22 protein-coding genes are annotated in these 20,584 nt (G+C 75.4%); 7 read left to right on the forward strand and 15 right to left on the reverse strand.

The genetic code is table 11. The annotated features are described in order from the left end of the window. Nucleotides 1–200: 200 nt before the first annotated feature. The 5 genes from BIV28_RS14995 to BIV28_RS15015 are packed head-to-tail and all read right to left on the reverse strand — an operon-like array spanning nucleotide 201 to nucleotide 3,824. A complete protein-coding gene (locus BIV28_RS14995; RefSeq protein ID WP_076263150.1) occupies nucleotides 201–437 on the reverse strand; it encodes a ferredoxin in 237 nt (78 codons plus the stop codon). Then, nucleotides 434–1,771, reverse strand: coding sequence for an NADH-ubiquinone oxidoreductase-F iron-sulfur binding region domain-containing protein (locus BIV28_RS15000; protein ID WP_083707379.1), 1,338 nt, complete (start codon nucleotides 1,769–1,771; stop codon nucleotides 434–436). The genes BIV28_RS14995 and BIV28_RS15000 overlap by 4 nt, the downstream gene beginning before the upstream one ends. After that, on the reverse strand, nucleotides 1,768–2,322 hold the full coding sequence (locus tag BIV28_RS15005) for a ferric reductase-like transmembrane domain-containing protein (RefSeq protein ID WP_076263152.1): 555 nt from the start codon (nucleotides 2,320–2,322) through the stop codon (nucleotides 1,768–1,770). Before BIV28_RS15005 ends, BIV28_RS15000 begins: the two co-directional genes overlap by 4 nt. Next, nucleotides 2,319–3,317: an FAD:protein FMN transferase gene (locus tag BIV28_RS15010; RefSeq protein WP_207556013.1), complete on the reverse strand. Its 999-nt coding sequence runs from the start codon at nucleotides 3,315–3,317 to the stop codon at nucleotides 2,319–2,321. The genes BIV28_RS15005 and BIV28_RS15010 overlap by 4 nt, the downstream gene beginning before the upstream one ends. A gap of 30 nt (nucleotides 3,318–3,347) precedes the next feature. Next, the gene (locus BIV28_RS15015; protein ID WP_076263154.1) at nucleotides 3,348–3,824 is read right to left on the reverse strand and encodes a hypothetical protein; all 477 of its coding nucleotides are present in this window, start codon (nucleotides 3,822–3,824) and stop codon (nucleotides 3,348–3,350) included. A gap of 256 nt (nucleotides 3,825–4,080) precedes the next feature. On the opposite strand from BIV28_RS15015, the gene BIV28_RS15020 reads away from it, so the two are divergent. After that, on the forward strand, nucleotides 4,081–4,590 hold the full coding sequence (locus BIV28_RS15020) for a hypothetical protein (RefSeq protein WP_076263156.1): 510 nt from the start codon (nucleotides 4,081–4,083) through the stop codon (nucleotides 4,588–4,590). Between the two features lie 28 nt (nucleotides 4,591–4,618). Here the strand turns inward: BIV28_RS15020 and BIV28_RS15025 are convergent, their stop codons facing one another. After that, nucleotides 4,619–5,905 carry a sensor histidine kinase gene (locus tag BIV28_RS15025; protein ID WP_076263157.1) on the reverse strand — a complete coding sequence of 429 codons (1,287 nt, stop codon included), beginning with the start codon at nucleotides 5,903–5,905 and terminating at the stop codon, nucleotides 4,619–4,621. After that, complete coding sequence (locus BIV28_RS15030) at nucleotides 5,905–6,669, reverse strand: response regulator transcription factor (RefSeq protein ID WP_076263160.1); 765 nt, start codon at nucleotides 6,667–6,669, stop codon at nucleotides 5,905–5,907. The genes BIV28_RS15025 and BIV28_RS15030 overlap by 1 nt, the downstream gene beginning before the upstream one ends. Nucleotides 6,670–6,758: 89 nt before the next feature. Here BIV28_RS15030 and BIV28_RS15035 point away from each other — a divergent pair, with 89 nt between their 5' ends. Further along, complete coding sequence (locus BIV28_RS15035; protein ID WP_207556014.1) at nucleotides 6,759–7,445, forward strand: hypothetical protein; 687 nt, start codon at nucleotides 6,759–6,761, stop codon at nucleotides 7,443–7,445. Nucleotides 7,446–7,507: 62 nt separating this feature from the next. Here BIV28_RS15035 and nusA read toward each other — a convergent pair whose 3' ends face one another. Next, on the reverse strand, nucleotides 7,508–8,539 hold the full coding sequence (nusA, locus tag BIV28_RS15040; protein WP_076263164.1) for a transcription termination factor NusA: 1,032 nt from the start codon (nucleotides 8,537–8,539) through the stop codon (nucleotides 7,508–7,510). Continuing rightward, nucleotides 8,539–9,138, reverse strand: coding sequence for a ribosome maturation factor RimP (locus BIV28_RS15045; RefSeq protein ID WP_076263166.1), 600 nt, complete (start codon nucleotides 9,136–9,138; stop codon nucleotides 8,539–8,541). Before BIV28_RS15045 ends, nusA begins: the two co-directional genes overlap by 1 nt. A 195-nt stretch (nucleotides 9,139–9,333) precedes the next feature. On the opposite strand from BIV28_RS15045, the gene BIV28_RS15050 reads away from it, so the two are divergent. From BIV28_RS15050 to BIV28_RS15060, 3 genes are all read left to right on the forward strand, one after another. After that, nucleotides 9,334–10,281, forward strand: a complete 948-nt coding sequence (locus BIV28_RS15050; RefSeq protein WP_076263168.1) for a ferritin family protein — start codon at nucleotides 9,334–9,336, stop codon at nucleotides 10,279–10,281. Continuing rightward, entirely contained in the window at nucleotides 10,278–11,240 is a 963-nt protein-coding gene (locus BIV28_RS15055) for an aminoglycoside phosphotransferase family protein (protein ID WP_083707380.1), read from the forward strand. The genes BIV28_RS15050 and BIV28_RS15055 overlap by 4 nt, the downstream gene beginning before the upstream one ends. Nucleotides 11,241–11,438: 198 nt before the next feature. Beyond that, complete coding sequence (locus BIV28_RS15060; RefSeq protein ID WP_076263170.1) at nucleotides 11,439–12,848, forward strand: MATE family efflux transporter; 1,410 nt, start codon at nucleotides 11,439–11,441, stop codon at nucleotides 12,846–12,848. 14 nt (nucleotides 12,849–12,862) lie between these two features. Here the strand turns inward: BIV28_RS15060 and BIV28_RS15065 are convergent, their stop codons facing one another. Beyond that, nucleotides 12,863–13,102, reverse strand: coding sequence for a BldC family transcriptional regulator (locus BIV28_RS15065; RefSeq protein ID WP_076263171.1), 240 nt, complete (start codon nucleotides 13,100–13,102; stop codon nucleotides 12,863–12,865). Nucleotides 13,103–13,331: 229 nt separating this feature from the next. Between BIV28_RS15065 and BIV28_RS15070 the strand changes: the two genes are divergently transcribed. Beyond that, on the forward strand, nucleotides 13,332–15,305 hold the full coding sequence (locus BIV28_RS15070) for a thioredoxin domain-containing protein (RefSeq protein ID WP_076263173.1): 1,974 nt from the start codon (nucleotides 13,332–13,334) through the stop codon (nucleotides 15,303–15,305). A gap of 286 nt (nucleotides 15,306–15,591) precedes the next feature. Then, nucleotides 15,592–16,446, forward strand: coding sequence for a response regulator transcription factor (locus BIV28_RS15075; RefSeq protein WP_076263175.1), 855 nt, complete (start codon nucleotides 15,592–15,594; stop codon nucleotides 16,444–16,446). Between the two features lie 72 nt (nucleotides 16,447–16,518). Here BIV28_RS15075 and BIV28_RS15080 read toward each other — a convergent pair whose 3' ends face one another. The 5 genes from BIV28_RS15080 to BIV28_RS15100 all read right to left on the reverse strand — a co-directional run bounded on the left by BIV28_RS15080 (nucleotide 16,519) and on the right by BIV28_RS15100 (nucleotide 20,447). Next, on the reverse strand, nucleotides 16,519–16,911 hold the full coding sequence (locus BIV28_RS15080) for a hypothetical protein (protein ID WP_076263176.1): 393 nt from the start codon (nucleotides 16,909–16,911) through the stop codon (nucleotides 16,519–16,521). Then, nucleotides 16,904–17,116 (reverse strand): hypothetical protein, encoded by a 213-nt coding sequence (locus BIV28_RS15085; protein WP_076263178.1) that lies wholly within the window; start codon nucleotides 17,114–17,116, stop codon nucleotides 16,904–16,906. Before BIV28_RS15085 ends, BIV28_RS15080 begins: the two co-directional genes overlap by 8 nt. Nucleotides 17,117–17,536: 420 nt before the next feature. Further along, on the reverse strand, nucleotides 17,537–18,304 hold the full coding sequence (locus tag BIV28_RS15090; RefSeq protein ID WP_242653070.1) for an FAD:protein FMN transferase: 768 nt from the start codon (nucleotides 18,302–18,304) through the stop codon (nucleotides 17,537–17,539). Between the two features lie 46 nt (nucleotides 18,305–18,350). Beyond that, on the reverse strand, nucleotides 18,351–18,968 hold the full coding sequence (locus BIV28_RS15095; protein WP_076263181.1) for an FMN-binding protein: 618 nt from the start codon (nucleotides 18,966–18,968) through the stop codon (nucleotides 18,351–18,353). Nucleotides 18,969–19,046: 78 nt separating this feature from the next. Then, nucleotides 19,047–20,447 (reverse strand): ferredoxin reductase family protein, encoded by a 1,401-nt coding sequence (locus BIV28_RS15100; RefSeq protein ID WP_207556015.1) that lies wholly within the window; start codon nucleotides 20,445–20,447, stop codon nucleotides 19,047–19,049. Nucleotides 20,448–20,584 lie beyond the last annotated feature (137 nt).

Consider the following 20,584-nt stretch of genomic DNA (forward strand, 5'->3'; position numbering starts at 1 on the left):
GTCGCGCGGGTGCTCAGGTGCCCGGTCCACGGCAGGCCGGACATGGGTTGAACACCGCGCGGGCGCGGTTCATGCCCGTTCGGACGCCCTCATCCGGGCCGGGGACGCACTGGTGTGACGCGTCGGGAGCTCGCGACGCGTCGGCCCGACGTGACGCGTCGGGCAGGAGTGACGCGTGACGCGTGACACGTGGGCGTCGGTCAGGCGGGTGGGGCCACGACGCGCAGGGCCCGGTGCGGGCACGCACGGACGGCGTCGACGGCGAGGTCGCGCAACGACCGCGGGACCGGTCCGTGCACGACCGGGTAGCCCCACTCGTCGAGGGAGATCTGCTCGGGAAGCAGCTCGGCGCACAGCCCCCGGGCGCGACAGGCGGGCCAATCGACGGCCAGCTCGACGGCCGGGTCGACGCCGTCCCGGCGCCCCGCCGGGCTCACCCCGCTCCCCCGCAAGCGGAGGCGCAGGAGCACCTGCCGGAGAGGTGGGCGTGGACGTGGCGCCCCAGGTGCGCAAGCAGGGTGCGCACCACACGCGTCGTGCCGTCGGGGTGGGCGCAGGCCCCTCGCCCCGGCAGCACCCCGCACAGCTCGTGGAGACGGGGACGGGTGTCCTCGCCGTCGGCCAGGCACCGGATGGCGTCGGCGAGCGCCGGCAGCCCGTTGACGCACGGCCCGCACCGCCCTGCCGACTCCCCTGCGAGGTAGGCGGTGACCGCCGCCGTGGCACGCACCGGGCAGGCCCTGGCACCGAGCGGCAGCACCACGCCCGCCCCGAGGGTGAGCCCCCGCCGGCGCAGGCCGGCCGCCGAGACGGGCAGGTCGGCGAGGACGTGGCCCTCGACCCACGTGCCGTGGAAGCCGCCGAGCAGGACGGGGCCGGCGAGCTCGGCGGGGTGCAGGAGGTGCGAGAACGGGGTGCCGTGCGCGACCTCGATGACCCGCGCCTGGGGGCCGGGGTCCGAGTCGACCCGCACCCGGTCGTCCGTCGGCGTGCCGGCGGTGGGCAGCCGGCCCGACACCGTGAGCAGCGTCGTCCCCGGCTCGTCCGCGGTGCCGAGCGACGCGTAGGCGCCGGGACCCTCGCGCACGAGCACGGCGACGTGGGCGAAGGTCTCGGCGTTGGACAGCAGCGTCGGGCGGCCGTGCAGACCGCGCACCGCCGCCGGCTCCCAGGCCGTGACCGGCAGCCCGTCGCGCCCTTCGAGCAGCTCGACGACGGCCCGGGCCTGGCCGGACACGAACCGCGCCGCGGCGGCGCGGTGCGACCAGCGCAACCGGCGGTCGTCGCGCTCGGCGAGGGCGGCCCGCGCGGACCGCGTCGTGTCGGCACGGTCGATGCCGGTGACGACGTGGACCTCCCGCGCGCCCAGCGCCCGGGCGAGGACGGCCGCGCCGTCGAGGACGAGGTGCGGCGTCGTGCGCAGCAGCGCCGAGTCCTTGCCGCTGTCCGGCTCCCCCTCGGCCGCGTTGACGACGACGACGGCGCGGCGCCGTCCGCGGGCCGCGGTCGTCAGCTTCCGCACCAGCGGGAAGCCCGCGCCTCCGCGGCCCCGCACCGCGGCGTCGGACAGGAGCGTGACGAGCGCGGGCAGGTCGGGGGTGGGCAGCGGGCCGGAGCGGGCCCGGTGGCTCGCGAGGTCGGCCGGCGCGCCGAGGTGGCGCAGCAGGAGCGGGCCCTCGTGGACGAAGAGGTCGGTGACGGGCCCCGGCGCCCAGCCCGTGGGCCGGGCCTCGGACCCCAGGGTGCCGGACGTGCGGGCCGCGACGGTCATCGCGCCACCATCGCCTGGCGTCGGTCGAGGACAGCGGCGACGACGCGCGCGAGCGTCGCGACGGCGACGAGCGCGACGCACGTCACCGTCAGCCACACGAACCACGGCGACGCGACGTCGGTGCCCATGCCGACCCCGTGCACCACCGACACGGCCCAGGATGCGTAGGCCGCACGGTGCACGACCCGCCACGTGCGCCCGGACAACCGGCCGCGCAGGAGCGAGGTGACCACGACGACGGCGAGCAGGTCGAGCGCGAGCGTCCCGAGCGAGAGGTAGAGCGGCTCGTACGTGGCGCCGAACGGCACGAGGGCCTGCCACCAGCGGATGTCGCCGTACTCGTCGACGACCGCCGAGGCGACGTGCCCGGCGAGCACCAGCACCGCCACGCCCGACACCGCCCGGTGCAGCTCCTGGGTGACGAAGCGCGGCCACAGCGGGTGGAAGCCGCGCCGCGTCGAGAGCACGCCGAGCACCGTCGTGGCCGTGAGGAGGGCGAGGAGCACGACGCCCGTGCCGCGGCCCAGGAACCAGAGGATCGGGTCGGTCACCGGGCACCTCCTCCCTCGGCGTCCGTCGCACGCCCCACCGTGTCTCCGCGCCAGGTCGCGGTGGCGTGCGCGACGCCGTCGTGGGCGAGCAGCAGCGCGGCGGCGCCGCGGGCCTCGAGCCAGGCCGGCGCGTCGACGCCGAGGACCATCGCGGCGGTCGTCGCGACGTTGGCCGCGACGCACGTGGTGCCGGTGGCGCAGACGGTGCGCCACGGCCCCGCGACGGGTCCGAGCGTGCGGGGGTCGACGAGGTGGGTCCAGCGGCGTCCGGCCCGGGTCCAGCGGCGGGCCGCCACCGAGGACGTCGCGAGCCCGCCGTCGGTGAGGAGCACGTGCGCGACGGGCTCGGCGTCCGGGGTGTGCGCGACGCCGACCGTCCACCTCGTATGGGCAGCGTCGGGCGGACGGACCGCCCTGACGTCTCCGCCGACGCTGACGACGACCGCGGTGCCGAGGGCCTCGAGGACCGACAGGGCGACGAGGTCGGCGGCGTACGCCTTGCCGGTCGCCCCGAGGTCGAGGGCGACCCCGCGAGGCACCTCGAGGGCGTCGTCGGTGACGACGACGTCGCGCCACCCGGGCCGGCGTCGAGGCAGGGCGACGGGCGAGGGGTCGCTCGCCGGGACCTCCTCGAAGGTGCGCGAGTAGCCTGCGGCGACGAGGACGTCGCCGAGGGTCGGGTCGACGACGCCGTCGGTCTGTTCAGCAGCCTCGAGCGCCACCCGGACGGCACCGACGAGCAGGGGTGAGGCCGGCACGGGTCCGGCGGCCAGGTTGGCACGGGTCAGCTCGCTGTCGGCCCGGAACCGGCTGCACGCGACGTCGACCTCGCCGAGCACCGCGGCAGCGAGGTCGGTGGCGGCCGCGAGCACGGCGGGGTCGGCGACGCCGAGGTGCACGTACGTGCCGAGCGCGCGCCAGCGTGCCGTCCCGGTCGCGTGGTCGAGGCGGACGCCGGACGCACGGGCCGGCGACATCGTCGGGGCGCTCGTCACCGGAGCTCCTCCGGCCGACCGGGCCTCACGTCACGACCCGGTGCTGGGCACGACCGGGGCCACGACGACGGGCGCGGGCGCGGGTCGGGGCGCCGACGAGCCGGTCGAGCCCGACGAGCCCGACGAGCGGGTCGAGCCCGACGAGCGGGTCGAGCCGGACGACGCGGCGGCCGGGCCCGGCCTCGCGCTGCCCGGCGACGACGCGCGGACGACGACCCCCGGGTCGACGACGGTGCGCGTGGGTCGCGGCACGAGCACGACCTGCGGGTGGGCGGCCGCGTCCGCGAGCAGCTCGCCGTACCGGACCTGCAGCGCGGCGTCGAGGACCGCGGCCGTGCGTTCGCGGGCCAGGGCGTCGCGTGCCTCGCGGTCCTGCCGCGTCTGCTCGGCGGCCAGGGCCGAGACGGCGCCGACGGCGGCCACCGAGCCGGCGGCGACGGCGCCGGTCAGCAGGGTGGTCAGGGCGCGGGCGCGGTCGCGCTCGGCGGGGGTGAGCAGTCCGGTCATGGCGCACCTGCTGGGGGGTCGTCTGGCCCCGACACGGGCGGTGTCGTGGTCGAGCCCACGGTGCGCGCCGCGTCGCAAAATCCGCGTCAGGTGACCGTTAAGGAACCGTCATCCTCCGGTCACCGGACCGGACTCCCGGATCCTTAACGCGTTCTTGAGCCCCCGGCGACGCGCCGTTGACCCGGTTCGCGTCATCGTCGGATCCTCCGGTCGGCACCCGCCCGCCCGGGGCCCGGACCGTGCGAAGGAGGACGACGTGGCCATCGGCAGGACCGTCGCGGTCGGCACCGGCATCGGCTCGGTGGCCGCCGTCGCGATCTACGTGGCGATGACCACCGCGTCGGGAGCGGGCAGCGGCGCGGTGGCCCCCGCCGTGGCCCGGGTGGCGCCGAGCGTCCCGTCCTTCACCACGACGGCGCCGGCGCCGTGCAGCGCCCCGGCCGTCCTCGTCGCCGGCACGTGCGTCACGCACGTCCCCGGGCGCCCGACGACCCTGCCAGCCCCCGCGGGGCCCGACCACGGTCCGGATGCGGCCGGGTCGTCCCTCCCCCTCGACACCCCGGCCCCCGGGTCGGGCCCCGCGGCCCCGGTGCGCGAGCACGCCTCCGGCGAGGACGAGCCCGGCGACGAGCACGACGACCCCGGCGAGGACGGCGCCGACGAGCCCGAGGAGGGGCTCGCGCCCCAGCCTCCGGCCGCAGGCGCCACAGCGCCGCCGTCCTCCCCCGCCGCGACGCCGACGGCGCCGGCGCCCCCGGCCGGCTGAGCCGGTGCCCGCGCCGCCCGTCGACGCGTCAGGTACCGGCCGCGGGCAGCCGCACCGTCACCTCGAGGCCCCCGAGCACCGAGGACCCCAGCCGGACCGAGCCCCCCGCCGACTCGGCCACCCGGTGCACGATGTCGAGGCCGAGCCCCGTCGACCCGCTGCCGCTCGTCCCGCGTCGCACCGCGTCGGCCGCGACCGCGCCCGGGCCGCCGTCGGAGACGGTCAGCACCCGCTCGGCGCGGCCGTCGGTGAGCGACACGAGGACCGATGCCCCCTCCGGCGTGTGCGCGAAGACGTTGTCGAGGAGCACGTCGACGACGTCGCCGAGGTCCTCCGGGGCCAGCGGCACGAGGCAGGCGTGGCCCGGCACGACGACGTCGAAGGCGCGCTCCTGGTCCTGGGCGAGCGGCTCCCAGAAGTCGCTGCGCGCACGGACCACCTCGGTGGCGTCGCAGGCCACCGGCAGCGCGGTGCGCAACGGCCGGCGGGCCTCGCGCACGACGGCGTCGACGCTGCGCTGCAGCTCGTCGACGTGGCCGCGCAGGCGCCCGGCCAGTTCGGCGTCGCCGACGAGGTCGGTGTCGATCCGCAGGGCCGTGACGGGCGTGCGCAACCGGTGGCCGAGGTCGGCGACCGACTCCCGCTCGGCGGCGACGAGGCTGTCGATGCGGTCGGCGAGCTGGTTGAGGGCGTGGGCGAGCTCGACGGTCTCGGGCGGACCCTCGACGGGCGCACGCGCGTCGTGGTCACCGAGCCGGATGCGGTGGGCCACCTCCGCGAGGTGCACGACGGGCACGCTGGTGCGCCGCCCGAGGCGCCACGCGATGAGGATCGCGGCGAGGACGAGCAGGAGCCCGAGCGCGCAGATCGTCAGCCAGGCCCGGGTGACCCCTTCGCGCAGCTCCGCGTCGGTGACGCTCGACTCGACGACGGTGATGCCGGCCTCGGTCTGCACCGGCACGACGACGTCGACGCCGGACTCGGTGCGCTGCGTGAACGACGTGCGCTGGACGCGGGCCCGCTGCACGTCCTCCTGCTCGTCGCCCGCGGAGATCTCGGTGCCGATGGTGCCCCCCGAGGGGGTGTGCACGACCACGCGCATGCCCTGGGCCGTGAAGAGGGCGACGGCCTGGCGCACCTCGGCCTCGGTGTCCACGCTCGCGACGACCGTGGCCACGCTCTGGGCCTGCTCGCGCGCCCGGTTCGTCGCGCGGTCCTCGGCGATGCCGGCCACGAGGACGCACAGGGGCACGATGAAGGCGACGACGACCGCCGAGGTCGTCGCCGCGACGAGCCAGGTGATCTGGCGCCGCATCAGGCGTCCGTCGGGTCCGTCGGGTCCGTCGCCCCAGCGGCGCCCGGGACCCTGGGCGCCTCGGGGGCGTCGGGCGCGTCGGGCGCCTCGGGGGCGCTGAGCCGGACGCCGACGCCGCGCACGCTGTGGAGGTACCGGGGGTGAGCCGCCGACTCGCCGAGCTTGCGCCGCAGCCACGACAGGTGGACGTCGACGGTGCGCTCGCCGCCGCCGTAGACCTGCTGCCACACCTGGGCGAGGATCTCGCGCTTGGTCACGACCTCCCCGACGCGGCTCGCGAGCAGCAGGAGCAGGTCGAACTCGCGGCGCGACAGCTCGACCGGGACGCCGTCGAGCGTCACCTCGCGCGAGGTCGGGTGCACGACCAGCCCGCCGACGACGAACCGGTCCTCGCCGTGGGGCGCGGACGTGCGGCGCAGCACGGCCCGCATCCGCGCCTCGAGCTGGTCGACGGTGAAGGGCTTGAACACGTAGTCGTCGGCGCCGGAGTCGAGCGCGCGGACGACCGACGCGTCGTCGTCGCGGGCCGTGACGACGATGACCGGGGTGTCGCGCACGGCCCGGAGCATCGACAGCACGGTGTGGCCGTCGAGGTCGGGCAGGCCGAGGTCGAGCAGCACGAGCTCGGGCCGGTCGTCGACGGCGTGCTGCAGGCCGTCGAGGCCGCGGTGGGCGCTCGACACCGTGTGGCCGCGGTCCCCGAGGGCCCGGACGAGGGAGGTGCGGATCGCCGCGTCGTCCTCGATGACGAGCACGTGTGTCACAGTCAGAACGGTACGCCCGGGGGTGTCCGGGCGGACCGTCCTCGAGCGGAACGGCAGCCGCGGCCGCGCCCGCCGATCGGGGCGGCCGGATGAGCCGGGCGATGGTGGTCCGGCTGCGCCATGTGCTGGGGTGGCTCGCCGTCGTCGTCGTCACGGCGGTCGTCACGACCGTCATCGTCACCGGCGTGCGGCGCGACGTCACCGATCCGGTCGCGGGTGGCTCGGTCGCGCTCCCGCCGGGGCTCGTCGGCGCCGCGACGGCCACCCCGCCGGCGACGGCCGAGCCCGAGCCGGGCGAGGGCCGGCCCTCCACCACGGCGGGCGGCTCCGCGTCGGGGCTCCCCGTCGGTCCCACCGGCGGTGGCGCCAACCCGGAGGCGGCGCAGACGGGCGAGCCCGACGGGGGCACCGAGACCGCGACCGACGCGTCGGGCGAGGCCGGCGAGCGCGCCGGCTCACGGGGCGGGACCGGAGACTCCGAGGGCGGCGCCGGCACGGGGTCCGGCTCGACGGCCGACGCGGCGACGTCGCCGTCCGGCACCACCGCCACCCGAACCTTCTCGACGCCGGGCGGCGCGGCCGTCGTCGGCTGCCGCGGCAGCCAGCCCTACGCGCGGGCCGTGACGCCGCGCTACGGCTGGTCGTTCGAGACCGAGACCGAGACGGGCGAGCTCGACGTGACGTTCACGCAGAACGGTCAGGAGTACCCGCTGCACGTCATGTGCCGGGGCAGCCAGCCCGTCCTCACCGAGGGCTACGGGTCGGGGCACCGCTGACGTGCGAGCGCCCGGCGGCACGAGCCGCCGGGCGCCACGACGTCAGTGCGACGCGGGGTGCCTCACTCGGGCGCGACCTCGACGCCGCCGGCGGCCTCCGTGTCGGCGCGGATGTCGATGCGCCAGCCGGTCAGCTTGGCCGCGAGGCGGGCGTTCTGGCCCTCCTTGCCGATGGCGAGGCTCAGCTGGTAGTCGGGCACGACGACGCGGGCCTTGCGCGCGGCCGCGTCGACGATCTCGACCGACTGGACCCGCGCCGGCGACAACGCCGCGGCGACGAAGACGGCGGGGTCCTCTGAGAAGTCGACGATGTCGATCTTCTCGCCGCGCAGCTCGGTCATGACCGCCCGCACGCGGGAGCCCATCGGCCCGATGCACGCGCCCTTGGCGTTGACGCCGGCGACCTTGCTGTGCACCGCGATCTTGGTGCGGTGGCCGGCCTCGCGCGCCAGCGCCGCGATCTCGACCGTGCCGTCGGCGATCTCGGGCACCTCGAACTTGAAGAGGGTGCGCACGAGGTTGGGGTGGGTGCGCGACAGGCTGACCTGCGGGCCCTTCGGACCGCGCTTGACGCTGACCACGAAGCAGCGCAGCCGCTCGCCGTGCACGTAGCGCTCGCCCGGGACCTGCTCGGCGAGCGGCAGGATGCCCTCGACCGAGCCGAAGTCGACGAGGACGTTGCGGGGGTCCTGGCTCTGCTGGATGACGCCGGAGATGACGTCGCCCTCACGGCCCTTGAAGTCGCCGAGGATCGCCTCGTCCTCGAGGTCGCGCAGGCGCTGGACGATGACCTGACGCGCCGTGGACGCGGCGATGCGGCCGAATCCCTCTGGGGTGTCGTCGAACTCGGGCCCAGGCTCACCGCGCTGGGGGCGCTCGCCCTCCTCCTCGGGAGGCAGCAGCTCGCCCTCCTCACGGGCCCACACGATGACGTGACCGGTCTTGCGGTCGAGCTCGACGCGCGCGATGCGGTAGCTGCCCTCGGTGCGGTGGTAGGCGACCAGGAGGGCCTGCTCGATGGCGGGGATGAGCACGTCGAGGCTGATGTCGCGCTCCCGCTCGAGGGCGCGCAGCGCGGCCAGGTCGATGTCCATCAGGAGTCCCCTTCCGTGGCGGGCGCGTCGTCGGCCCGCTCGTCGTTCATGTCGTCGTTCGTGTCGTCGTTCGGGTCGGTGTGGCCGTCTGCGCCCGGCCGGGTGAACTCCACCTGCACGACGCCGCGCTGCACGGCGTCGAGGTCGAGGGTGACGCGTCGGGCGGGCGTCTTCTTCGTGGGCGGCACGTCGAGCACGAGGCGGTCGGTGCCGACCTCGACGAGCCGGCCGGTGTCGCTGCCGTCGCGGTGCGTGACCTCGACGAGCCGGCCGACCTGGCGGCGCAGCTGGTCGCGGGAGGACAGCGCGCGGCCGACGCCCGGCGAGGACACCTCGAGGACGTAGGGCGCCTGGCCGAGGAGGTCACCGGCGTCGAGCTCGTCGCTCACGGCACGGGTCGCGTCGGCGACGGTGTCGAGCGAGAGGGGCGCGACGGCGCTCGTGGTGTCGGCGTCGTCGAGGCCGGTGATGTCGGAGTCGACGAGGACCCGCACGACGCGGCGCTTGCCCGCCGGGGACACGGAGACGTCCTCGACGACGAGCCCGAGGGGCGCGAGCACCGGTTCGAGCGCCGCTCGGATGTCCTGGGCCGTGCTCATGCGTCGACGCCTCCTGCTCTTCTCGAATGTCGGTCCCGCACCCGGTCGGGGCGCGCGGACCGCTGTCACACCCGGCCCGTGCGCGGGGCCGGCCGCACGAACCGGTGGTCCCGGGTCGCGGCGTGGCCCCACTCTATCGGCGCCGAGGGGTGGGCGCAGACCACCTCCGGCGCAGGTCGTGGGAGGATCCGGGGCATGGACGGCGACATCGGGGAACGGGGACCCCGCCTGTCCGAACGGCTCGGCCGTCCCCCGCGCCGCCTGCTCCTGCTCGGCGGGGGCGCCGCCGTCCTCGCCGTCCTCGTCGACCGGGGGCTGCGCCTCGACCTGCCCCAGCCCCCGCCGCCGGTCCCGACCCGTCGCAAGGCCCCCGACGAGGACCTGCTCCTGTCGGTCGTCGCCGACCTCTCGGTCCTCGTCACCGCCGCGGACGACCTCGTGTCCGCCGGTGCCGGGGGCACGGTCAGGCGGGTGCGCACGGTCCTGCGCGAGCAGCGTCGCGTCCTCACCGGGCGCCTCACCAACGCCGGCGTGCCCTCGTCCGTCATCGCCGCGGCGGAGAAGAAGGCTGCCGCGGCAGCACCCCCCGTGCGGACGCGGGCCGACCTCGCGGCCCGGCTCGCCGACGTGCCACGCACCCGGTGGGCGCAGGTGGCGGAGGCCACCGCCGACACCCGTTCGCTGCTCCTCGCCGCGCTGTCGGCGCAGATCGCCGGCAGCGCGCTGCTCGGCGCCGACGTCGCGGTGCCCGACCCCGCCAGCCCGTCCCGGCCGACGATCGTGGCGCGCACGCAGCCCCTCGTCTACGCCTTCGAGGTCGTCGCCGCGCAGGCTGGTGCCGAGGACCGGGGCCGCGCCGCGGACACACTGGCGGGCCTGACCCGCCTCGAGATCGCCACGTCGGGCACGTCCCCGACGATGCCGAGCGGGTGGGCCCTGCCCTTCCCCGTCACCACCCCGGCCGACGCCTCGCGCCTGGCCCACGAGGTGCTCGCCGACAGCGTCGACGCCACGGTCGAGGTCGCCGGCACGGCGCCGAACGCCGCGTCGGTCGAGGACGCCGCCCGGTGGGCGGCACGCATCCAGGCGCTCGCCGTCGACTGGGACGTGCCCCTCACCGCCTTCCCCGGGGCGACGCCGTGAGCATCGAGCTCATCCCCGCACGGTTCGCCCACCGGATCAGCGGCTACCCTGCCGACGGGTACGCGTCGGGTGAGGACTGGCTCGCCGAGCTGCCGACGCTGCTCGGTGACCTGCTGCGCGAGTGGGAGCTGGAGCCGATCGGCCCGACGATGACGGGCGCCTGCTCGGTGGCACTGCCCGTGCGCCTCCTCGGGGCCGGGCGCGACGCCGCGGGCGTCAGCGGCGAGGGCGTGCTCAAGATCAGCTGGCCGCACCCCGAGGCCGCCACCGAGTCGCTGGCGCTGCAGACGTGGAACGGCCACGGCGCCGTGCGCCTGCTGCGGGCCGACCCGTCCCGCTTCGCGATGCTCCTCGAGCGGCTGCACGCCCGCGACCTCATGGGCGTCGACGTCGACGAGGCGTGCGGGGTCATCGGCGACCTGCTGGGCGTGCTCCGCCGCCCGCCGCACCCGCGCGTGCCGCGGCTCGTCGACTACGCCGAGCGCCAGGCCCGCGAGCTGCACGACGCGCCGCCGGTGCTGCCCCGCCGCTACCTCGACCAGGCCTCGGCCCTGGCCCGCGAGCTCGTGGCGCGACCGCCGGCCGAGGACCGGCTGCTGCACACCGACCTGCACTACGAGAACGTGCTCGGCGCCTACCGCTCCCCGTGGCTGGCCATCGACCCCAAGCCGATGGCCGGCGACCCCGCCTTCGAGGTGGCCCCGGCGCTGTGGAACCGCGCCGACGAGCTCGGCAGCGGCTCGCAGGTGCGGTGGTCGCTGCGTCGCCGCCTCGAGATCATCTGCGAGCGCGCCGGGGTCGACGAGGGCCGGGCGCGGGCCTGGACGATCGTGCGCGAGGCCGACAACGCCGTCGACGCGGCCGAGTCGGCCCAGTCGGCCGGCGACGACGCGTCGCGCGAGTGGGCCCACGACCGCATCAGCCTCGCCGTGACGATCATCAAGGCGATGAACGACTGACGCCTCGGCGCGTCCCGGCGGCCGGGCAGCAGACGCGTCGACCCCCGTCGACGCCCGTCGACGCCTCTGCGACGCCCGTCGCGACCACCCGTCGGGACGAGCGATCAAAACGTTTCGACTCGGGTGGTTGAAGGTCGTACGATCGTGCCCGCGCAGCGTCGCGCCCCTCCCCCCTCTTCGATGTCGAAAGGCATTCGCATGCCCCGCCCCGCCCTGCTCACCCGACGCGCGCCGCGCACGAACGCCCTCCCCGGCGCCCCGTCGCCCGCGCGCGAGATCGCGCGCATCGCCGTGCCGGTGAGCATGGAGTTCGTCCTGATGCTCGTGCTCAACTTCGTCAACCAGATCGTCGTGGGCGGGCTCGGGGCGACGGCCATCGCGGCGGTGGGCTTCTCCAACAGCCTCACCTTCATCCTCGCCGTGACCCTCGGCTGCCTCGGCACCTCGGTGAGCATCCTCGTGGCGCGAGCGCACGGCGCCGGCCGCACCGGCGACCTCGACCACACCGTGACGGCCGCGCTCGTCGTGGCCCTCGGCCTCGGCTCCGTCGTGTCGGTCGTGCCGTGGTTCTTCTCCGACCACCTCATGGCTCTCGTCGGCGCCTCGCCGTCGGTCGCGGCCGCGGGCACCGCCTACTTCCGCCTCACCGTCCTGGCCACGCTGCCGGTCATGCTCAGCGCGATCCTGTCCGGCGTGCTGCGCTCGGTCGGCCGCCCGACGAGCCCGATGATCGCCACGATGGTCACCGTCGTCGCCAACTCGGGCATCGCCCTGGCGCTCGTCACCGGCGTCGGCCCGTTCCCCGCGCTCGGCGTCGCCGGGGCCGGCTGGGCCACGCTCGTCACGGCCGTCGCCAAGGCGCTCATCCTGCTGTGGATGGCCTTCCGCCGCGGCGCGGTCCGCTGGCGCCTGCCCGTCAGCAGGGTGCAGTGGCGCGCCGTCGTCGTTCCGCTCTTCGTCCTCGCGCTGCCGCTCGGCGTCACCGAGCTGTTCTGGACCGTCGGCACCTTCCTCTACAACGTCGTCTTCGGCCGGCTCGGCGACGAGGCCCTCGCCGCCGCACAGATCGTCACGACGCTCGAGGGCGTCTTCATCGTCGGCAGCATCGGCCTCATGAGCGCGACGACGACGCTCGTCGGCCGGTCGGTCGGGCGCGGCGACGTCGGCGACGCGATGGCCTGGGTCCGGCGGCTCACCCGCGCCGGCGTCGGCACGGCAGCCGTCTTCGGCGTCCTCTTCGCCACCTCGGTGCTCCTGCTCGACGCGCTCTTCGGACAGGCCGGGCGCGACGTCCGCGTCATGGCCGGGGTCGGCATCCTCATGAACGCGGCCTTCCAGGTGGTCAAGGTGCGCAACATGATCGTCGGCGCCGGCGTCCTGCCGAGTGCCAACGACGTGCGCGGCGTCATCATCGGCGACGTCGTCGGCGCCTTCGCGGTGGGCCTGCCCCTCGCGGTCCTGCTCGGGCTGCACACCCCGCTCGGCTACGTCGGGATCTTCGCGGCGCGCATCGTCGAGGAGCTCGTCAAGCTCTCGGTGTTCACGTGGCGCGCCCGGCGCATCCGCTGGGAGCGCCTCGTCGTGGCGCGGGAGCCGCTGCCCGCCTGACGCGCGTCAGGGCGTCAGGGTGTCTCGGGCTCCTCACCGGCCGCACCCGGCCCGTGCGTGCGCTCGAGGTGCTCGAGCACGTCGCGCCGCTCGAAGCGCCGGTGTCCCCCGAGCGTGCGGACGCTCGGCAGCAGGCCCGAGCGGGCCCACTTCGTCACGGTCGTCACCGACACACGGAACAGGCGCGCGACCTCCGCGGGCGTCATGAGGTCGACGTGATCCTCGTGCCCGCGCCCCTCGTCATGGCTCGACATTGCTCGTCATGGCTTCCCCCAAGAGTCCCCTCACCGATACCGGTGCCCCGATGGACATACCCTCCCGGACGGCCCCGAGACGGCGCCCCCGCCGCCACCCGACCCCGGCGCGGACCCCCGTCCTCCGCCGGACCGACGGACGCCGCCCCCTCGACGACGTCCCGCCTCGACGATAGGGCCCGGCGGGCCTGCGTGGTGCCGAATGCCCGGGGTGTTGGACAGTGGGTGGATGCCGAACCGCCTCGCAGACGCCACGAGCCCCTACCTGCTGCAGCACCGCGACAACCCGGTGGACTGGCAGGAGTGGGGCTCGGAGGCCTTCGCGGAGGCCAGGGAGCGCAACGTGCCGGTGCTCCTGTCGGTCGGGTACGCGGCCTGCCACTGGTGCCACGTCATGGCCCACGAGTCCTTCGAGGACGACGCCGTCGCGGAGGCCCTCAACGCGCGATTCGTGCCGGTCAAGGTCGACCGGGAGGAACGGCCCGACATCGACGCGGTCTACATGTCCGCGGTGACGGCGACGACCGGCCAGGGCGGCTGGCCGATGACGGTGTTCCTGACGCCGGAGGGCCAGCCGTTCTTCGCCGGAACGTACTTCCCGCGCGACCACTTCCTACGCGTCCTCGCCGCCCTCGACGAGGCGTGGCGCACCCGCGAGGACGAGGTGCGCGCGTCGGGCACCCACATCGCCGGCGCCCTCCGCGAGGGCCTGCGCTCCCCCGACCCCATCGAGCCGGCCGCCGGCCTGCTCGAGGACGCCGTCGCCCTGCTGGCGCGCCAGTTCGACCCGCGCTCGGCCGGCTTCGGGGGCGCGCCGAAGTTCCCGCCGTCCATGGTGCTCGAGTTCCTCCTGCGCCACCACGCCCGGACCGGCGACCCGACCGCGCTCGAGCTCGCCTCGCGGACCCTCGACCGGATGGCCCGCGGCGGCCTCTACGACCAGCTCGGCGGCGGCTTCGCCCGCTATGCCGTCGACGCCGACTGGGTCGTGCCGCACTTCGAGAAGATGCTGTACGACAACGCCCTGCTGCTGCGGGCCTACACCTCGTGGTGGCGGCTGGGCGGGGGCGACCACGCCGAACGCGTCGTCCGGGAGACGGCGGCGTTCCTCCTGCGTGACCTGCTCACGCCCGAGGGCGGGTTCGCCTCGTCGCTCGACGCGGACGCCGACGGCGTGGAGGGGCTGACGTACGCGTGGACGCCGGCCCAGCTGCGCGAGGTGCTGGGCGATGACGCCGACCCCGCCGCGGAGCTGTTCGTCGTCACGGCGGCCGGCACCTTCGAGCACGGCGCCTCCACCCTCCAGCTGCCGCGGGACCCCGACGACCGGGCGTGGTTCGAGGGCGTGCGCTCGCGCCTGCTCGACGCTCGCGACCGGCGGCCGCAGCCGGCCAGGGACGACAAGGTCGTCACCTCGTGGAACGGGCTCGCCGTGGCCGCCCTCGCCGACGCGGGCGCGCTCCTCGACGAGCCGGGATGGGTCGACGCGGCGGCCCGCTGCGCCCGGCACGTCCTCGAGGTCCACGTGCGCGACGGCGTCCTGCTGCGGGCCTCGCGCGACGGCCGGCCCGGGGACGCGCGGGCCGTCGCGGACGACCTCGGCAACCTGGCCGAGGGTCTGCTCGCCCTGCACCGGGCCACCGGCGACGCGTCGTGGCTGGCGCACGCCCGCTCCGTCCTCGACGGCGCACCGGCCTTCGGCGCCGACGACGGCGGCTTCCACGACACCGCGGCCGACGCCGAGGCGCTCTACCTGCGCCCGCGCAGCGCCGCCGACAACGCCGAGCCGTCGGGCCAGTCGGCCCTGGCCGGCGCCTTCGTGTCCCTCGGCGCCCTGACCGGCGACACCGACGCGCTGGCGGTCGGCCGCGCCGCCGTGGCCGCCGGCCTCGGGCTGGCCGCGCGCGAGCCGCGCTTCGGCGGGTGGACCCTCGCGGTGGCCGAGGCGCTGCTCGACGGGCCGGTGCAGGTGGCGGTCGTCGGCACCGGGCCGGACGCGTCCGCCCTGCTCTCCGCCGCGCGGCGCAGCGCCCGCCCGGGCGCCGTCGTCGTCGCGGGCCCACCCGACAGCCCCGGCGTGCCGCTGCTCGCGGACCGGCCGCTGTCGGCGGGCCGGCCGACGGCCTACGTGTGCCGCGGCATGGTCTGCGACCTGCCCGTCACCGACGCGGAGGGACTCGCCGAGCGGCTCGCCGCCCTGTGAGGGCCTGTGCGGGCCTGTGCGGGCCTGCGCGGGCGGGCGCCGGAACGCCGGTTGCGCGCTCCGGGGCCCACCCTCTCCCGGGCCACCGGGAGCCACGAGCCGAAGGGCCGTCCGAGTCCCACGGGAGTCAGGGGTTTCCCGGGGCTGCTCGGACGGCCCGGCCTCCAGTCTGGGTGCCCGACCGCAACGCAGCCGGAGCCCCAGGTGCAAGAAACCCGCAAGATCCGGGCGTCCACTTGTGCCGGTTCGCACGTGCTCCATCCGCCACATCTGTCACAATCCACGCATGACGGGCACCGAGCGCAGGGCAGTCGTCGTCGAGGACGACGACGACATCCGGCAGCTCATCACGCACAGCCTCGGCATGCAGGGCTTTGCCGTCGCCGTCGCGAGCAACGGTCGCGAGGCCATCGACCTCGTCACCTCGACCGACCCCGACCTCGTCACCCTCGACCTCGGCCTGCCCGACCTCGACGGCATCGAGGTGTGCCGCCGGGTCCGTGAGACGAGCCAGGCCTACATCATCATGATCAGCGCCCGCACCGAGGAGATCGACCGCCTCATGGGCCTCGAGACCGGTGCCGACGACTACCTGACCAAGCCGTTCAGCCCGCGCGAGCTGCAGGTGCGGGTCAACGCCCTGCTGCGCCGGCCGCGCACGTCGTGGGACCCCACCGCGGGCGCCACCGGCCCGATCCCGGTCGTCGTCCCCAACGGCGCCAACGGCACGCACGTCGTGGCGGGCTCGGGGACCGCCGACACCAACGGCCACGACGTCCACGCGACGCACACCGGTCGCGGGCCGCGCTCCGGCGACCCCGACCCGGTGGTCCGCCACGGGCTGCTGGCGGTCGACACCGAGAGCCGCACCGTCACGGTCCACGACACCGAGGTCGAGCTCACCCGCACCGAGTTCGACCTGCTCACGACGATGCTCGCCGCGCCGCGGCGGGTGTGGTCCCGGGCCGTCCTGCTCGACACGCTCTGGGGCGCCGGCTGGTCCTCCGAGGAGCACCTCGTCGAGGTGCACGTCGGAAACCTGCGCCGCAAGCTGACCCGTGCGGCCCCCGCCGGCACCCGTCCGCTCATCCGCACGGTGCGCGGCGTCGGCTACCGCATGGAGGAGCCGGACGCCCAGTAGACGTCCGGCTCCCACCCCACGGCGCTCACCCGACCGGCCCGGCCCACCCAGCCGGTCCCGGTCCGCCGCGGTCTAGCCGCGCTCCGACCCGGACAGGTGCAGCCGGAGGGCTGACTCCGTCTCCGCGGTGTCGCGCGCGAGATCTCCGAGGCACTCCCACGTGTGCTCGGTGTCGCCCCGCTCGAGGGCGTCGATGACGAGGGTCGTGCGGGCGGCGAGGCGCCGGGCGCCCACCGTCCCCGACGTGACCCGCAGGCTCAGCAGGACCTCGAGGGCACCCTCGACGTCGCCGGTCGTCATCGCCGCCTCGACGCGTCCGACGCGCTCGGCGAGCAGGCGCAGGTACGTGCGGGCGACCGACGTGGCAACCTGCTGGCTCTCCAGCTCCTCGCCGAGGGCGAAGAGGGTGCCGGGCTCGAAGACCGGCTCGAGGTCGGCTGCCACGTGCAGCGGCGTCTCACACATCGGCCTGCTCCTTCCTGGTGGTGGCGTCGGTCCAGTGGCGCGGAGGGTCGGCCAGGACGGCGAGGCCCAGGACGCCCCAGGCCACCCACGTCTGTCTCGAGCCCCGGGCCGCCGCCTGCAGCGAGGGTGTGCCGTCGGTGGCGCGGCGCGTGCCGGCCCCGCGCAGCGGCCACGCGTCGCGGGCCAGGCTGGTCGTGCTGCTCACGGCGGTCCTCCTGTCTGTTCGCGATGGTGCCGGTGCCCGGGTTCCCCGTCTCCCGGGGGCGGGGTGGCCGGGTCGGGTCCCCACCCGACCCGGCCACCCGGGTGGCTCCGTCGTCCCTCCCCGACGACGGGGCCGCGGCGCACCGGGCGGGGTCCCCACCCGGCCCGGCGCGCCGAGGTCAGTGGGCCGTGTGGCCCGCCGGCTTCGTCTCGTTGCGTTCTGGCAGTGACCACTGTGTCGGGGCAACCACAAGACGGCGGGCTGTTGAACGCAGGCTTTGCACAAGAAAGCCGCAAGGCCGTCCGCCCGGCATTTCGGACGAACGGCCTTGCGGCACAGGGCTATTCAGTTACGAAGCAGGGCGAATGCCACGAATCGGACACCGCCACCGACGGGCGGCGCGGCGTCTGCCGCCGTGTGTCACAGCTCGGTGGACAGGTAGTCGCGCGCGCTCGACGCGAAGCGCTCACGGGCCGCCGCTCCCCCGACGAACAGCGCCGTGGCCCAGATGTCGGCCCACACGAGGCGCGGCCCGACGACCGTCACCGACCCCTGCCTCCCGACGTGCTCGCCCGTCGCCGGGTCGTAGAGGTGGGCGCCCCGGGCGGCCGTGCCGGAGGTCGCGACGGCACCGTGCGCCAGGCTGACGGTGCTCGCGATCCGGGTGCGGTCGAGGGGGTCCTCGATGCCGACGCGCCAGGTGATGGCGTCCGGGCCCTCGAGGGGCAGGTCGGGGTGTGCGCCGATGAGCAGGTCGCCGCCGGCGTTGACGCAGTAGGACGTCCCCGGCAGGCCGGCGAGGTGCTCGGCCGCGAGGTCGACGGCCCAGCCCTTGACGAGGCCGGTCGGGTCGAACGCGAGGTCGCCGTCGGGCGTCGGCAGCAGCGTCGTGAACGCGCCGCCGGTGACGCGCTCGGCCTCCTCCCCGATCGAGAGCGCCTCCGCGACGCGCGGGCTCGCCTCGGACAGCTCGATCTCCTCGCGGCGCAGGCGCATGAGGTCGGAGTCGTCGCGGTAGGTCGAGAACGTCGCGTCCATCTCGCGGAGCAGGGCAAACGCCCCGGCCACCGCGGCCTCGGCCGCCGGTCCGTCGAGGTCGTGGCCGCGCAGGTGGATGCTCACCGGCATCCCCATGACCTGCTCGACCCAGGCACGGCGGGCCGGCGTCGTCCGCGGCTTCGCATCCACGTTCACATCGTCCTCCTCGTGTCGTGTCCCGGCCGCCCTACGGCGGTCAGAGGTTCGCCTTGTCGATGGCCGACTGGAGCGACTGCGTGTAGCCCTCCCACGTCACGGTGGCGCCGGACACGACGTCGATGTTCGCCGACTGGGCCTGCACGGCCTCGCTGTTGTAGACCGGCACGGCCTGGGAGTTGATCATCTGGTCGTGGCGGTCGTTCCACGGCACCTGCAGGATGTTGACGTCGGTGATCTTGCCGCTCTGGACGGTGATCTGGACCTGCACGTCGCCGTAGCGCGTGCCGAAGGCGTCGCCGTCGTAGGTCTTCGCGGCGCTCGAGGCCGAGCCCGATCCGGACGAGCTCGACGAGCCCGATCCGGACGATCCCGAGGAGCCCGACGCGCTCGAGGACGAGTCGGTGGACCCCGACGCGCTCGAGGACGAGTCGGTGGACCCCGACGCGCTCGAGGACGAACCGGTCGAGTCGCTGGAGCTCGAGCCGTCCGACCCGCCCGAGGCGCCACCGGACGTCGTCGTCTGCTGCTTCGTGGTCGAGGTGACCTGGCGGGTCTCGGAGGTCGCCACGGCCGTCGAGGTGCGCGAGGTGCCGTAGCTGAAGAGCAGGACGAGGACGGTCAGGGTGCTCATGGCCCAGATGACGATGCGTCGCATGGTGGGTCTCGTTTCGGGGGCTCGTAAGGGTTCGTGCAGGGTCGTCGGGTGCGAAGGTGCGGCGCCGGGGCGCGTCGGTCAGTAGCTGAACCGCTCGTGGTGGACGGCGTCGGGGGCGACGCCGGCGGCACGGGCGGCCTCGATGACGAGGTCCATCCAGGCGGGGGCGCCGCAGACGTAGACGTCTCGGTAGGCGACGTCGGGGACGATGCGCAGCAGCGCCTCGGCGTCGGTCAGGTGGGCCGCGTCCTGCGGGAGCCAGCTGTCGCGGCTCGTGGCCCGGGGACCGATGACGGCGACGATCCGGGCGCCCTTGGCTCGGGCGAGGTCGAGCAGCTCGTCGGCCAGCACGATCTCGGACTCGCGGCTGACCCGGTAGATGACGACGGTGGCGTCCGGACCGGCCGGCAGGTCCTCGAGGAGGGCGCGCAGCGGGGTGATGCCGATGCCGGCGCCGATGAGCACGGCCTTGTCGCGGGTGGCCACGCCCGAGTGCAGGCGACCGTACGGGCCCTCGAGGAGCACCTTGGTGCCGGGCCGCAGGGCCGCGAGGCGGCTGCTGCCGTCACCGACCGCGGCGGCCGTGATGCGCAGGCTCCGGCCGTCGGGTGCCGCCGAGAGGCTGTAGGGGTTGGCCCGCGTCCAGCCGGGACCGTCGAGGAAGCGCCACTGGAAGAACTGGCCGGCCCGGACGGGCAGCCGGTGCAGGTCGCGTCCGCTCACGGTCACCGACGTGACGGTCGGCGACTCGGTGACGATGTCGGTGACGACGAGGCGGTGTCGCCGCGACCGCAGCACCGGCAGGCCGACCCGGTAGACGAGGACCGCGGCGAGCGAGGCTGCGTAGAGGCCCCACCAGAAGACCGTCGCCACGGTGCTGGCCTTGAAGTCCTGCCCGGTCCACAGCTGGTGCGGCAGGGCGAGGCCGGCGCCGAGGTAGGCGTAGAGGTGCAGCAGGTGCCACGACTCGTACCGCAGCCGCCGACGGGCAGCGCGGACCGAGGTGACGACGACCATGACGAGCGCGAGGGCCCCGGCGAGGGCGAGCAGCATGCCCGGCGAGTGGAGCACCTCGTCGAGGAACGTGCCGATGACGCCGAGGTTGGTGCCCTGGTCGTAGCCGAGGATCGTCAGCACGATGTGGGCGAGCATGAGGTTGAACGAGGTGAACCCCACGAGTCGGTGCACCCGCGCGAGCTCGTCCTGGCCCCAGGCCTGCTCGACGATCGGGATGCGCGCCATGAGCAGCACTTGCAGGAGGATGAGCACCGACGCGACGAGACCGAACAGCCGTCCGACCGTCGTCAGCGCGTCGCCGAGCGTCCCGAAGGCCGTGAGCCCGCCGCCGGCGACCCACAGGGCCACGACGAAGAGGACGAGGGCCCACGCGACGGCGCCCGACGCGTCGCGCCACCACAGCGGGACGGGTCCCGTGGCGAGGCGACCGGGCAGACGCCCGGGCGTCCTGGTGTCGGGCATGGGGGGACTCACCGGTCGGCCCTCGGAGGTGACGACTGCGCTCATGGTTGAACATTCACGAGCCGCGCTGTGAGTCACCTGTGGGACACGCAGGACGTGAGTGTGAGCACGAACCGGTCACCTGCCAGAGCCCCGTC

This window comes from Intrasporangium flavum (assembly GCF_001956915.1).
GTDB lineage: Bacteria > Actinomycetota > Actinomycetes > Actinomycetales > Dermatophilaceae > Monashia > Monashia flava.

Excerpts from the sequence above, each read along its gene's own strand:
- BIV28_RS15065 (WP_076263171.1), bottom strand. The coding sequence starts at position 13,102 with ATGTCGAGCCATGACGAGGGGCGCGGGCACGAGGATCACGTCGACCTC.
- BIV28_RS15050 (WP_076263168.1), top strand. The coding sequence starts at position 9,334 with ATGGACGGCGACATCGGGGAACGGGGACCCCGCCTGTCCGAACGGCTC.
- BIV28_RS15060 (WP_076263170.1), top strand. The coding sequence starts at position 11,439 with ATGCCCCGCCCCGCCCTGCTCACCCGACGCGCGCCGCGCACGAACGCC.
- BIV28_RS15070 (WP_076263173.1), top strand. The coding sequence starts at position 13,332 with ATGCCGAACCGCCTCGCAGACGCCACGAGCCCCTACCTGCTGCAGCAC.
- BIV28_RS15100 (WP_207556015.1), bottom strand. The coding sequence starts at position 20,447 with ATGCCCGACACCAGGACGCCCGGGCGTCTGCCCGGTCGCCTCGCCACG.
- BIV28_RS15075 (WP_076263175.1), top strand. The coding sequence starts at position 15,592 with ATGACGGGCACCGAGCGCAGGGCAGTCGTCGTCGAGGACGACGACGAC.
- BIV28_RS15045 (WP_076263166.1), bottom strand. The coding sequence starts at position 9,138 with ATGAGCACGGCCCAGGACATCCGAGCGGCGCTCGAACCGGTGCTCGCG.
- BIV28_RS15000 (WP_083707379.1), bottom strand. The coding sequence starts at position 1,771 with ATGACCGTCGCGGCCCGCACGTCCGGCACCCTGGGGTCCGAGGCCCGG.
- BIV28_RS15095 (WP_076263181.1), bottom strand. The coding sequence starts at position 18,968 with ATGCGACGCATCGTCATCTGGGCCATGAGCACCCTGACCGTCCTCGTC.
- BIV28_RS15025 (WP_076263157.1), bottom strand. The coding sequence starts at position 5,905 with ATGCGGCGCCAGATCACCTGGCTCGTCGCGGCGACGACCTCGGCGGTC.
- BIV28_RS15035 (WP_207556014.1), top strand. The coding sequence starts at position 6,759 with ATGAGCCGGGCGATGGTGGTCCGGCTGCGCCATGTGCTGGGGTGGCTC.
- nusA (WP_076263164.1), bottom strand. The coding sequence starts at position 8,539 with ATGGACATCGACCTGGCCGCGCTGCGCGCCCTCGAGCGGGAGCGCGAC.
- BIV28_RS15080 (WP_076263176.1), bottom strand. The coding sequence starts at position 16,911 with ATGTGTGAGACGCCGCTGCACGTGGCAGCCGACCTCGAGCCGGTCTTC.
- BIV28_RS15015 (WP_076263154.1), bottom strand. The coding sequence starts at position 3,824 with ATGACCGGACTGCTCACCCCCGCCGAGCGCGACCGCGCCCGCGCCCTG.